Annotated in this window: 11 protein-coding genes; 7 read left to right on the forward strand and 4 right to left on the reverse strand. The window is 67.2% G+C overall.

From position 1 onward, the window contains the following. Nucleotides 1-199: 199 nt before the first annotated feature. Nucleotides 200-1,798 (reverse strand): amidohydrolase, encoded by a 1,599-nt coding sequence (locus VGP60_RS10765; RefSeq protein ID WP_327547768.1) that lies wholly within the window; start codon nucleotides 1,796-1,798, stop codon nucleotides 200-202. A gap of 49 nt (nucleotides 1,799-1,847) precedes the next feature. Between VGP60_RS10765 and VGP60_RS10770 the strand changes: the two genes are divergently transcribed. The 4 genes from VGP60_RS10770 to VGP60_RS10785 are packed head-to-tail and all read left to right on the forward strand — an operon-like array spanning nucleotide 1,848 to nucleotide 5,138. Continuing rightward, on the forward strand, nucleotides 1,848-2,591 hold the full coding sequence (locus tag VGP60_RS10770; protein WP_327547769.1) for an enoyl-CoA hydratase/isomerase family protein: 744 nt from the start codon (nucleotides 1,848-1,850) through the stop codon (nucleotides 2,589-2,591). Further along, nucleotides 2,588-4,123, forward strand: a complete 1,536-nt coding sequence (locus VGP60_RS10775; protein ID WP_327547770.1) for an ATP-dependent acyl-CoA ligase — start codon at nucleotides 2,588-2,590, stop codon at nucleotides 4,121-4,123. The genes VGP60_RS10770 and VGP60_RS10775 overlap by 4 nt, the downstream gene beginning before the upstream one ends. Continuing rightward, on the forward strand, nucleotides 4,114-4,755 hold the full coding sequence (locus VGP60_RS10780; protein WP_327547771.1) for a TetR/AcrR family transcriptional regulator: 642 nt from the start codon (nucleotides 4,114-4,116) through the stop codon (nucleotides 4,753-4,755). Before VGP60_RS10775 ends, VGP60_RS10780 begins: the two co-directional genes overlap by 10 nt. A gap of 56 nt (nucleotides 4,756-4,811) precedes the next feature. After that, nucleotides 4,812-5,138, forward strand: coding sequence for a hypothetical protein (locus VGP60_RS10785; RefSeq protein ID WP_327547772.1), 327 nt, complete (start codon nucleotides 4,812-4,814; stop codon nucleotides 5,136-5,138). Between the two features lie 58 nt (nucleotides 5,139-5,196). Here the strand turns inward: VGP60_RS10785 and VGP60_RS10790 are convergent, their stop codons facing one another. Beyond that, a complete protein-coding gene (locus VGP60_RS10790) occupies nucleotides 5,197-6,366 on the reverse strand; it encodes an acyl-CoA dehydrogenase family protein (RefSeq protein WP_327547773.1) in 1,170 nt (389 codons plus the stop codon). 135 nt (nucleotides 6,367-6,501) lie between these two features. On the opposite strand from VGP60_RS10790, the gene VGP60_RS10795 reads away from it, so the two are divergent. After that, the gene (locus tag VGP60_RS10795) at nucleotides 6,502-7,833 is read left to right on the forward strand and encodes a cation:dicarboxylate symporter family transporter (RefSeq protein ID WP_327547774.1); all 1,332 of its coding nucleotides are present in this window, start codon (nucleotides 6,502-6,504) and stop codon (nucleotides 7,831-7,833) included. Then, nucleotides 7,830-8,519: a 4'-phosphopantetheinyl transferase family protein gene (locus tag VGP60_RS10800; RefSeq protein WP_327547775.1), complete on the forward strand. Its 690-nt coding sequence runs from the start codon at nucleotides 7,830-7,832 to the stop codon at nucleotides 8,517-8,519. The genes VGP60_RS10795 and VGP60_RS10800 overlap by 4 nt, the downstream gene beginning before the upstream one ends. 73 nt (nucleotides 8,520-8,592) lie before the next feature. Here the strand turns inward: VGP60_RS10800 and VGP60_RS10805 are convergent, their stop codons facing one another. Together VGP60_RS10805 and mihF are read right to left on the reverse strand one after the other, a co-directional pair. Then, nucleotides 8,593-9,735 carry an isochorismate synthase gene (locus VGP60_RS10805; RefSeq protein ID WP_327547776.1) on the reverse strand — a complete coding sequence of 381 codons (1,143 nt, stop codon included), beginning with the start codon at nucleotides 9,733-9,735 and terminating at the stop codon, nucleotides 8,593-8,595. Nucleotides 9,736-9,846: 111 nt separating this feature from the next. Beyond that, a complete protein-coding gene (gene mihF, locus VGP60_RS10810) occupies nucleotides 9,847-10,158 on the reverse strand; it encodes an integration host factor, actinobacterial type (RefSeq protein WP_327547845.1) in 312 nt (103 codons plus the stop codon). An 849-nt stretch (nucleotides 10,159-11,007) separates the two neighbouring features. Here mihF and VGP60_RS10815 point away from each other — a divergent pair. Then, nucleotides 11,008-12,636 (forward strand): long-chain fatty acid--CoA ligase, encoded by a 1,629-nt coding sequence (locus VGP60_RS10815; RefSeq protein ID WP_327547777.1) that lies wholly within the window; start codon nucleotides 11,008-11,010, stop codon nucleotides 12,634-12,636. Nucleotides 12,637-12,688: the final 52 nt, after the last annotated feature.

The following is a 12,688-nucleotide window of genomic DNA, read 5'->3' on the forward strand; positions in this document are numbered from 1 at the left end:
GCGACCTGCCCATGCCACGCCCTGGTCACGCAAACCTGATCGCGCGCCTGCCAATAAACACAGGCTTTTCTACCGCACGCACCACAAAACCCAACCACCAGCTTTGAGCCATACAAGCCAGAGCCCAACCACCACTAAGCCGTCCCCACCCAGGCTGGGGAAAGTGTCGACACATTCCCCAGGAGTAGGCCGAGCCCGGTCAGGCTTGGTAGAGCAACTCCCCGCCGACGGCGGTGCCAAGTACGCGGATGTCGTCGAAGCTCGCTTCGTCGGTCGGATCCGCTGACAGGGCCACGAAATCGGCGAGTTTCCCCGGTTCCAAGGTGCCAACGTCGTGCTCGCGGAACGCCGCATAAGCCGAGCCGTGGGTGTACGCCCGCAGCGCCTGGGCCGGGGTCAGCCGTTCGTCCGGGCCGAGCAGCTCGCCTGAAGAAGTCCGGCGCCGGACCATGTCGGCGATGCCCAGCAGCGGAGCGCCGTTCACGACCGGGCGGTCCGAGCTGCCGGGCAGCACACAACCGGCGTCGAGCACGCTGCGCAGCCGATAACACCAGGCTTCGCGCTCCGGCCCGAGCGCGGCGCGCATCCCGTCGCCGATCTCGTTGACGAACCGGCCCTGCGGTGACGGAATCAGGCCCAGTGAAGCGATCCTGGTGAGTTCGGCCGGCGAAACGACCGCGCAGTGTTCGATCCGGTGCCGGTGGTCGGCGCGCGGGAATTTCGCCAGCGCGGCGCCGTAAGCGTCCAGCACCACGGAAATCGCGCGGTCGCCGATGGCGTGGGTCGCGATCTGCCAGCCCGCCGCGTGGGCGCGCAGGATCGTGCGAGCGAGTTCGTCCTCCGGCACCTGGAAGTAGCCGCGGTTGTCCGGCTCCCCCGCGAACGGCTCGTGCATCGCACAGGTCCGGCCGATGAGCGAGCCGTCGGCGAACAGCTTCAGCGGGCCGATCCGCAGCCATTCGTCGCCGAAACCGCTGCGCAGCCCCAGATCCAGGCCGAAGTCGACGTCGTCGGACGCCGCGTGCTCGACGTCGTGCAGCACGCTCGCGGCCACCATTACGGTACTGCGCACCCGAAGCACACCTCGGTCCCGCGCGAGCTGGTACGCGGCGAGTTCCACCGGCGTCTGCCCCACCAGGCCGCCGCCGATCCCGGCTTCCTGCACGCTGGTGATGCCCTCGGCCAGGTAATGCGCACCGGCGCGGTCGAGGCCGCGGACCACGGTGTCGATCGGGGTCGGATAGACGAGCGGGTTCAGCAGGAGCTGCGCCTGTTCGCGCAGCAGCCCGGTCGGCGAGCCGTCGGCGTCCTCGACGACATCGCCGCCGACGGGCACGTTCGCCAGGTCGAGTTTCCCCAGAACGAGTGAATTCACCACGTTCATATGCCCGGAGGTGTGCTTGACGCGCACGTGGTGTTTCGGCGCGGCGCGGTCGAGGCCGTGCCGCGTTGGATGACCGCCGACCAGTTTGTTCTGGTCGTAACCACTGCCGACGATCCAGCTGCCCGCGGGCTGTTCCCGCGCACGGGCAGCGATGGCGTCGTAGACCTCGTCGACGCTCTTGCAGTCACTGAGCGGCACGTCGTCGAGGCCGATACCGAACCAGGCCATGTGGTTGTGCGCGTCGTGGAAGCCCGGCGCGACGAAGGCGCCGCCGAGATCGACCCGCTTCGACGTCGACAGCTCCCGGGCGTCTTCACCGAGGGCGACGATCCGCCCGTGCAGCACGGCAAGCGCGTTCGTCTGGCCTAAACCGGTGATGACCTGCGCGTTCTCGTAGACCGCATCCACTCGCATACTCGCCGACCCTATCGATCGATCGATCGGTCGTCTAGGCTCCGGAGCCATGAGCACTGTCGAGTTCGCCTACGACGACGGCGTCGCCCTGATCTGGCTGAACCGCCCCGAGCGGCTGAACGCGGTCGTCCCCGCGCTCGTCGACGACCTCCTGGAAGCGCTTGAGGCGGCGGCCAACTCCGGCGCGCGAGCCGTGGTGCTCGCCGGGCGCGGACGGGCGTTCTGCGCCGGTCACGACCTCAAGGAGCCCATCCCCGACGGCGATTCGCGCGCCAGGCTCGACCGGCTCCAGGACGTCACCCGCCGCCTGCGGACGCTGCCGCAGCCGGTGATCGCCGCCGTCCACGGCTACGCGATCGGTGCCGGAGCCGAGTTCGCGCTGGGCTGCGACTTGATCCTGGCCGCGGAGGACGCCGTGTTCGCGTTCCCCGAGGTGTCGCTCGGGCTCAGCGTCACCGGCGCCGCGTCCCGGCTGCTGCCGATGCTGGTCGGGCCGCTCAAGGCGAAGGAACTCCTGCTGCTGGGCGAACGGGTCGACGGCAAGGCCGCGCACGGCATCGGCCTGGTCAACGCGGCCGTGCCAGCCGACGAGCTGATGGACCGGGCCATCGCCTGGGCCACCAAGATCGCCGGACACCCCGCCGAGGCCGCGACGATGGCCAAGCGCGCACTCGACTCCGGGCTCGACGGCACGCTGGAAGGCGCACTGGAACTCGAGGTCAGCCACGCTCTGATCACCGAGCATTCGGCCGCGGTCAAGGCGTCCACCGAAGCGTTCCGGAGCCGGGCATGACCCTGGTCGACCTGGTCACCGAGGCCGCGGCACGCTGGCCCGCCAAGACGGCGTGGATCTTCGACGCCACCGGCGAGCGGTTCACTTTCGCCGACGTCGAGGCGCGCAGCAGCCAGATCGCGGTGGCGTTGCGCGAACTCGGTGTCGAGCCGGGCGACCGGGTCGCGGTGATGCTGCGCAACCAGCCCGAGTTCCCGCTGGTCTGGCTCGCGCTGGCCAAACTGGGCGCGATACTGGTGCCGGTCAACACCGGCTACCGCGAGTTCGACGGCGCGCATGTGCTCACCCATTCCGGCGCGCGGTTCGCCGTCGCCGCGGACGAATTCCTGGAGCTGCTCACCAAAATCACGCCGGCGACACAGCTCGAGCGGGTACTGCCCGTCGGTGAGCTCACCGCGAGCCTGCGCGAAACCACCGAGACGTTTTCGACCGAGCCCGAGCGGCCGGTCAACATCCAGTACACCTCCGGCACCACCGGCGCACCGAAGGGCTGTGTACTCCCGAACCGGTACTGGACCACGCTGGCCGTCGGGCTCGCCACGGACTTCCCCTCGATCGCCGACGACGACATCATGCTGACCGCACAGCCTTTCCACTACATCGATCCACAGTGGAACGTCGCGTTAGGACTGGCTTCCGGCGCGACACTGGTGGTGCTGGACAGATTCCATCCGTCGACGTTCTGGTCGAAGATCCGCGAGTACGACGTCACCTGGTTCTACTGCCTCGGCCTGATGCCGGCATTGCTGCTACGGCAGCCGGAATCCCCCGAGGACAAGCAACACAAGCTGCGCGCGATCTGCGCGTCGGCGATCCCCCGCGACCTGCACGCCGAACTCGAAGCGCGCTGGGGTGTCCCGTGGTTCGAAGCCTTCGGCATGACCGAGACCGGCGGCGACATCCGGATGTCCGAAGAGGACCACGACGCCCTTGTCGGCACCGGCTGTCTCGGCAGGCCGTCACGCGACCGTGAAGTGATGATCGCCGACGAGGTCGGAAACCCAGTTCCCCGCGGCGAAACCGGTGAACTGCTGATCCGCGGGATCGGGCTCATGCACGGTTACCACGAAGACCCCGAAGCAACGGCGAAAGCGTTCACCGGGGGCTGGTTCCACACCGGTGACCTGGCGAGCATGGACGCCGAAGGCCGCGTGTACTACGTGGGCCGTACCAAGGACATGATCCGGCGCAGCGGCGAGAACGTCTCCGCGGACGAGGTCGAGCGCGCGCTGATGCTGCACCCGGACATCCGGCTGGCGGCGGTCATCGCGGTGCCCGACGACCTCCGCGGCGAGGAGATCAAGGCATACGTCGTACTCGGCGGCACGGTGTTCGACGGCACCGGCTCATCGCCCGAGGAGTTGGCCGAGTTCTGCACGCGGAAACTGGCCTATTTCAAGGTTCCGCGCTACTGGGCGGTGGTGGAGTCACTCCCGATGACCCCGTCCGAGCGCGTCGCCAAGGGCGAACTGCGCAAGGCCGCCGACCCACTCGCGGGCACCTACGACAGAACGGTCAAGTCGTGGTTGTAGACAGCCGGGACAGGGTGCGCGCGGCGGCGGTGAAGCTGTTCGCGGACAAGGGTTTCCACGGCACCGGGATCCGGGATCTGGCGCAGGCGGCCAAGCTTTCGTCCGCGAGCCTCTACCACTACATGGGTACCAAGGAAGAACTCCTCGCCGACATCATGCGCGAGTCGCTGGAACGCCTGCTGGCGGCGGCCGCGCTGGCCACCGAAGGCGTCGAGGATCCGCGGCTGCGGCTGGGCAAACTGGTCGCGCTGCACGTGATCACCCACGCTTCACAGCCGAGCGAAACCCGGGTGGTGGACAACGAGGTGCACGCGCTGTCCCCCGCGGCGAAGAGGACGATCGTCGGATTGCGTGATTCCTACGAACTACTTTGGTCCGAAGTCATCGACGCCGGAATCGCCGCGGGGGTGTTCCACACCGGGCAACCCGCGGTCACCAGACTCGCCCTGCTGGAGATGTGCAGCGGTGTCGCCAGGTGGTATTCGCCACGTGGCACTCTGACACTTGACCAGCTCGCGGCCCATTACGCGGAGCTGGTCATGCGGGCGCTCGGCTGCCTCGACGTCGGCGAACAACCCGATTTGAAGCACTGCCGAACGCTGGTTTCGCAGGTTTGGAGTGTAAGGATCTAGGGGGGTCAAGGCGTGTACGCCTTGCCCCAGCGGCATTACTGGGGGACGCTCGAAGGGTGACTGAGCAAACGATCCAACTGGAACTGGATGACTCGGGTCTCTCACCAGGCCTGCCGGTACCGACAAATCCTCGGGATCAGGTACAAGATGTGCCCTATCGCCCGGTGGAATTCCGCGATGACGACCTCCCGACGGCCCTCGAACGGGCGTCCTCCTGGCTGAGGCAAGCACAGGAGTGGCTGGGCGAACCGCTGGACGTCCTCTCCATCCATCTGGATTACGACGACCGCAAGGGTTCCCCGTACTACGACGTCAAGTTGCTGTGCAACGAGGAAGACCTGGCCGGCGTCCCCATCGCCATGCGCGCCAAATCCGAGGAATAGGCCCCGTAAGTGCCACCATGGCCACCTTGGTCACGACCAAGGTGGCCATGGTGGAACGTCAGCCGAGCGAGCCGCCGACCTTCACGTGCCCCTTGAGCAGGTTGCGCGCGATGGTCCGGCGCTGGATCTCGTCGGTGCCCTCGTAGATCCGGAGCAGTCGCAGTTCGCGGTACCAGCGTTCGATCGGCAGCTCACGGGTGTACCCCATGCCGCCGTGGATCTGCAGGATCCGGTCGACGATCTCGTTGGCCTTCACGCCGCCGTACAGCTTCGCGACGGACTGCGCGTGCCGTGAGTCCATACCGGCGTCGACCTGCCATGCCGCGTGCAGGACGAGCCAGCGCAACGCCTCCAGCTCGACGCCGGAGTCGGCGATCATCCACTGGATGGCCTGGCGCTCGGCGATGAGCTGCCCGAACGTCGACCGCGTGTTGGCGTGGTCGATGCCCATCTGGATCAGCCGTTCGCACGAGCCGATCGCGCGGGCGGGCAGCAGGTAGCGGCCGCGGCCGATCCACTGCATGGCCAGGTCGAAGCCGTGGCCGAGCTCGCCGAGGATCTGCGTCTCCGGCACGCGGACGTCCTCGAAGATCAGGGCCGCCGGGCCCCATTCGCCCATGGTGTCGATGTACTCCGAGCGCCAGCCCATGTCGCGGTCGACGAGGAAGCACGTGACGCCGCCGTTCGCGCCCTTCGCCGGGTCGGTGATCGCGAAGACCATGGCGAAGTCGGCTTCGTTCCCGCCGGTGATGAAGGTCTTCTCGCCGTTGATGATCCAGTCGGTGCCGTCCTTGCGGGCGGACGTCCTGATCGCCTTGGCGTCCGATCCGGCGCCCGGCTCGGTGATCGCGAAGCACGACTTGCGCTCGCCGGAGATCGTCGGCAGGAGGTAGCGCTCCTGCTGCTCCGGGTTGGCGTGGAACAGGATGTTGTCGGCCGCGCCGCCGAAGCGGAACTGCACGAACGTGCGGCCCAGCTCGGCCTCCAGCAGGGCGGTCATCACCGCGGACAGGCCCATGCCGCCGTGCGACTCCGGCGTCTGGACGCCCCAGAAACCGGACTCCTTGGCCTTGAGCTGCAGCTCGGTCAGCTCGTCGGAGGTGATGCCCGGCTTGCCCTCACGCTCGCGGCGCAGGACCTCCTGCTCGCGGGGGATCAGTTCTTTCTGCACGAAAGTGCGGACCCAGTCGCGCACTTCGCGTTCTTCGGTGCTGAGGGTGAAATCCATGGTCGGCGGCTCCTAGAGGCTCGCTAAGCGCTTGCTTACCTGACATTAACACCCAGATGTGCCCGTCCGCTGTCGCATGTTCTGAATTGGACACGGTAGGTTTCCTCCCGCCAGTACCGGTGTCGAGGAGGACCCATGACCGTCGAGCCACCCGTCCAGCGGCGGGATCGCACGCAGTACCTGTACATCGCGGTGATCGCCGCGGTGATTCTCGGTATCGCCGTCGGCTTGGTCTTCCCGCAGTTCGGCAAGGAACTCAAGCCGCTGGGCACCGGGTTCGTGAACCTGATCAAGATGATGATCTCGCCGATCATCTTCTGCACGATCGTGCTCGGCGTCGGCTCGGTCGCCAAGGCCGCGAAGGTCGGCAAGGTCGGCGGGCTCGCGATCGGGTACTTCCTGATCATGTCGACAGTGGCGCTCGCCGTCGGCCTGGTCGTCGGCAACATCCTCAAGCCGGGCACCGGCCTGCACATCACGGCGTCGATCGCCAAGCAGGGCCAGTCGCAGGTCATCGAGAGCCAGAGCACGACCGAGTTCCTGATCGGCATCATCCCGACGACGCTGGTTTCGGCGTTCACCTCGGGCCAGATCCTGCAGACGCTGCTGGTCGCGCTGCTCGCCGGGTTCGCGCTGCAGAAGCTCGGCACCAAGGGCGAGCCGATCCGCCGCGGTGTGGAGAACATCCAGCGCTGGATCTTCCGCATCCTCGCGATGATCATGTGGGCTGCCCCGGTTGGTGCGTTCGGCGCCATGGCCGCGGTCGTCGGCGGGTCCGGCTGGGCCGCGCTCAAGGGTCTGCTGATCATCATGGTGGGCTTCTACATAACCTGCCTGCTGTTCGTCTTCGTCATCCTCGGCGGGCTGATGTGGCTGGTCACGAAGCTCAGCGTGTTCAAGCTGTTCCGCTACCTCGGCCGCGAGTTCCTGCTGATCCTGTCGACGTCGTCCTCCGAGTCGGCGCTGCCGCGGCTGATCGCGAAGATGGAGCACCTCGGCGTCAGCAAGCCCGTCGTCGGCATCACCGTGCCGACCGGCTACTCGTTCAACCTCGACGGCACCGCGATCTACCTGACCATGGCCTCGCTGTTCATCGCCGACGCGCTCGACAAGCCGCTGTCGATCGGTGAGCAGATCTCGTTGCTGGTCTTCATGATCATCGCCTCGAAGGGTGCCGCCGGGGTCACCGGCGCCGGCCTCGCCACCCTCGCCGGCGGCCTGTCGGCACACCGGCCGGAGCTCGTCGACGGCGTCGGCTTCATCGTCGGCATCGACCGGTTCATGTCCGAGGCCCGCGCGCTCACCAACTTCGCAGGCAACTCGATCGCGACCGTGCTCGTCGGCACCTGGACGAACGAGATCGACCGCGAGCAGGTCGACCGCGTGCTGGCCGGGGAAGACCCGTTCGACGAAGCCACCCTGCTGGACGACCACGCCGCCAAGCCGGAAGCCGAGCCAGCCACGTGATCGAGTGCACGGTGTGGTGGTCCAGCCCGCTGCCGAATGAGCCGAAGTACCTCGAGCTGCTGGATTCGCTGGAGAAAGGCCGGCATGAGGCCTACCGGCAGGAGATCGACCAGCGCCGGTTCCTGACCGGCCGGGTGCTGGCCAAAACCGTGGCCGCCGAGCACCTCGGCACCACCGCGGACAAGATCACCTTCGACGCGACCTGCGACGACTGCGGGAAACCGCACGGCGTCCCCCGCGTACCGGGCGCGGCGCTGGCGCTGTCCATCTCGCACTCCGGCGAGATGATCGGCGTCGGTGTCACCGCCGGCACCAAGCTCGGCCTCGACGTCGAAACGGCGACGCGGCGGGCCGACGACTCACTGATCGAGTACGCGCTGAACCCGGCTGAGATGGCCGGTCTGGCCGGGCTCGGCGCCGAAGCCCGCGCGACGGCGTTCTTCACCTACTGGACGCGCAAGGAAGCCCTGATGAAGGCGACCGGGCGCGGCCTGAAGATCCCGCTGAAGGCCATCACGCTGTCGAAGTACGACGAACAGGCGGCGCTGCTCAACTCCGAGGACCCGGCGCTCGACCCGGCCGGAACGCGCCTCGAAGACCTCAAGGCGGGCGAAGGCTACCGGGCCGCTGTCGCGTTCCTGACCAGCGACGACGTCTCCGTCACCGAACGCTGGTGGACGCCGTGAAGCCGGTGAAAGGCACGTTCGGCACGCTGGACACGACGAAGGCCCCCTTCATCGCCGCGCACGCGGTGAGGGGCTACCTCGGCAGGTCCAAGCCCATCGCGCGAAGCAGGGTCTGGAACTTGGCGGACGTCTCGTCGAGTTCCGCCTGGGGATCCGACTCGGGCACGATGCCGCCCCCGGCGTAGAGCCGCATGGAGGTGTCGGCGACTTCGGCACAGCGGATCGCGACGGCCCATTCACCGTCGCCGTCCGCGTCGACCCAGCCGACAGCGCCCGCGTAGTACCCGCGATCGAACGGTTCCAGCTCGCTGACCAGCGCTCGGGCTTCGTCCGTCGGCGTGCCGCAGATGGCGGGCGTTGGGTGCAGCGCGGCGGCGAGTCGCAGCGCGGTGATGTCCCGGTCGATCAGCTCACCGGTGATGGTGGTCCCGAGATGCCACACCGCCGGCGTCGACACCAGGTCCGGCTCGTCCGGCACGTCCAGCGACCGGCAGAACGGCCGCAGTGTCTCGACCAGCGCCTCGGTGACGGCGGCGTGCTCGATGTGGTCCTTCTTCGACCTCAGCAGCGCCTCGCCGTTCGCCCGGTCGGCGACCGGGTCCGCCGACCGCGGCATGGTGCCCGCGTGCGGATGGGAGATCACCTGCAGACCGCGTCGCGCCAGCAGCAGCTCGGGGGTCGCGCCGACGATCGTGCGGGAGTCCGGCAACGCGGCGGCATAGGTGTAGTCGCGAGGGTTGTCCTTGGCCAGGTTGCGGACGATCTGCTCGGGACGCACGGCGTCCGCGAAGTCGACATCGAGAGCACGGGCCAGAACGACCTTGCGCATCCGGCGGTCCGCGAGCGCGGCCACGGCGTCGGCGACGGCGAGGAGATGGCGCTCCGGCGACGGCACGGAACGGGTGGAAAGCGGTGCGGCGAGCACCTCTCGGGGCATGGCCTCGAGCACGGGACCCGTGCGGTGCAGGATCCGCGGAATGATCAGGTGCCCCGGCGTACGCGTGCCAGGGCTGGTATCGAACGGGAGCACTCCGACAGCCACCGGAACGGCGGATCCCGCGAGCGCTTTCGTCACGGATTCGGCCAACCGCACCGGATCCAGCTCCGTCAGCGCCTCGGAAACACCTTGACCGAGAATGGTGTGCTTGGCGTTGGCGAAGAAGAAATCACCCCGCGTGTACGCACCGGCTACCTGCGACCCCGTAAACGAATTCACTCTTACAGCGTCCCAGGCCGGGCGGGCTGCGGGTGGGAAGTGTCGCCAGCGCAACACCTTTCCCACCCGCAGAACGCTCTGAGCTGCACAGCGTCTTACTTAAATGCGGTCCTACTTGAGCGCGTCGATCAGCGCTTCGCGCTGGCGCTCGCCGAGACCGGCTGCGCGCCGGTCCGGGTCGATGCCGGCCTGCTCGAGCAGGGCCGCGACCTTGACCGCGCCAAGACCCGGTACCGCCTTGAGGAGCTGCGTGACCTTGGTCTTGCCAATGGTCTTGTTTTCCTTGGCCTTCAAGAGCACCTTGTCGATGCTCTCCTGGCCGGACTTGATCGAGGCAAGCAGCTCGGAGCGGGCCTTACGAGCCAGGGCCGCCTTGGCCAAGGCGTCGGCGCGCTGCTCCGGAGTCAACGTGGGCAGAGCCAACGTATTAGTCCTTTCCATCTCGAGTTCCGCTTATCGCGGGGACGACTTCAGTTATCCAGACGCTTGCACCCGCAAGCGCTGGCCAAGCCGTCTCTTACCACGGCCCCAGTAAACGCCACCCAAGTCAGGGGCGTGAAACCGACACGCACTTCCTACCCGTGTACCCACTTCCGGGGCAACCCGTCCTCGCCAGCCTTGGGCCAGCGAAAACGGGCTTTTCGGCGCCGTCGGCAAGGGGGTTCCGAGGCCTTTGGGAGCGCTCCGAAACAGCGTTCCGGAATGCCTTCGGAGAAGGTTTCCCGACACCGCCAGGAAGGCCGTCCAGTCCACTGTGGATGATCCACCGGCAAGCACGGGAAACGCTTATTCCGGCCGGTGTTCCAAGCGCGGAATTACCGTCGAATTCTCTTCGCTGACAACAAAATCCGAATTTTCGGCAATGGTCACCGAGGGTGATCCGGGGCACGCGGAGGTTCGCTCGCCGACCGCGGCCGGGCGATCTCCGGAGCGCTCCCAGCAGCCCCTGGAGGTCCCCCACCTGGGGGTCTGTCCGGACACGCGTCCCATCAGCACGTGAGCGCCCTTGTCGATCTTGAAAAACGGCCCTCCCAGAGCGATGAAACGCGCGCCATCAGACACCCGTTAGTAGGACATTGATCAAGGTCACACCGGGGAGGTTGAACGCCGTCCAATCCAACTTGGACACCCTGGACAGCCCACGCGGCCGTCCCTCCGGCGCCGAAACGTGACGAAACGGATGTCCTCCGGGCACATGCCCGGTTCAGCCGATCGGCATTAGAGTCGCGGTTAACCGGAGTTCACTGCCGAACAAACCCGCAGGAGTCACCCATGTTGAGCACGATGCAGGACGGGCAGCTGTCGTTGGCGACACTGCTTCGCCACGGCACCACGGTGCACTCGCAGAGTGAAGTAATCACCTGGACCGGTTCAGAGAGCCGCCGCGAAACCTATGGCGAACTGGGTAAGCACGCCGCGAAGCTGGCGAACGCGCTCCGCGGCCTGGGTATCACAGGAGACCAGCGTGTCGGCACGTTCATGTGGAACAACGCCGAGCACCTGGCCGCTTACCTCGCCATCCCCTCGATGGGCGCCGTACTGCACACACTGAACATCCGGCTGTTCCCCGAGCAGCTGGTGTTCGTCGCCAACCACGCCGAGGACCAGGTGGTCATCGTCGACGGCTCGCTGGTGCCGCTGCTCGCCAAGCAGCTCCCGGAGATGAAGACCGTCCGGCACGTGATCGTCGCCAACGGCGACGCGTCGACGTTGCAGGCTCCCGAAGGCATCACCGTCCACTCCTACGCCGAACTGCTCGCGGCGCAGTCCGACGAGTTCGACTGGCCCGAGATCGACGAGCGTTCCGCCGCCGCGATGTGCTACACCTCCGGCACCACGGGTGACCCCAAGGGCGTCGCCTACTCGCACCGCTCGATCTGGCTGCACTCCATGCAGGTCTGCATGAGCGACAGCATGCGGCTGGCCCAGGGCGACAAGACCCTCGCGATCGTGCCGATGTTCCACGCCATGTCGTGGGGCCTGCCGTACGCGGCGCTGATGGTCGGCGCGTCGCTGGTCATGCCGGACAGGTTCCTGCAGCCGGGACCGGTCGCGCAGATCCTCGCCGCCGAAAAGCCCAACTTCGCCGCCGCCGTCCCGACCGTGTGGCAGGGCCTGCTGCAGCAACTCGAGGTCAACCCGCAGGACATCTCCCACCTCAAGGAGGTCGTCATCGGTGGCTCGGCGGTGCCGCCGTCGATGATGCACACCTTCGAGGAGAAGCACAGCGTTTCCGTAGTGCACGCCTGGGGCATGACCGAGACCTCGCCACTCGGCAGCGTCGCACGGCCGCCCGCCGGGGTGACCGGCGACGAGGCCTGGAAGTACCGCTACACCCAGGGACGCTTCCCCGCTTCCGTCACCGCGCGCCTGGTCGGCGACTCCGGCGACGTCCTGCCTTGGGACGGCGAGAGCGTCGGCGAGCTCGAGGTCAAGGGGCCGTGGATCGCGGGCGCGTACTACGGCGGCGACGATATCGACCCGGACAAGTTCCACGACGGCTGGTTACGCACGGGTGACGTCGGCAAGATCACCCACGACGGGTTCCTGACCCTGACCGACCGCGCCAAGGACGTCATCAAGTCCGGTGGCGAGTGGATTTCTTCGGTGGACCTGGAGAACCAGGTCATGGGTCACCCCGCGGTCGCCGAGGCCGCCGTCGTCGGCATCCCCGACGAGAAGTGGGACGAGCGCCCGCTGGTCGCCGTCGTGGTGAAGGAAGGCCAGAGCGTCACGGCCGAGGAACTGCGCGACTACCTGAGCGACAAGGTCGCCAAGTGGCAGCTGCCGGAAAACTGGACATTCGTGGCCGAAGTGCCGAAAACCAGTGTCGGCAAGTTCGACAAGAAGCGTCTCCGCGCGTTCCACTCCGAGGGAAAGCTCGACATCTCTCAGTTGTAACCCGCACCGTCGCCCACCACCACCCTCAACGGAAGTGCTACGCACTGCTGGG

The organism is Amycolatopsis sp. (genome assembly GCF_036008905.1).
Classification (GTDB): Bacteria; Actinomycetota; Actinomycetes; order Mycobacteriales; family Pseudonocardiaceae; genus Amycolatopsis.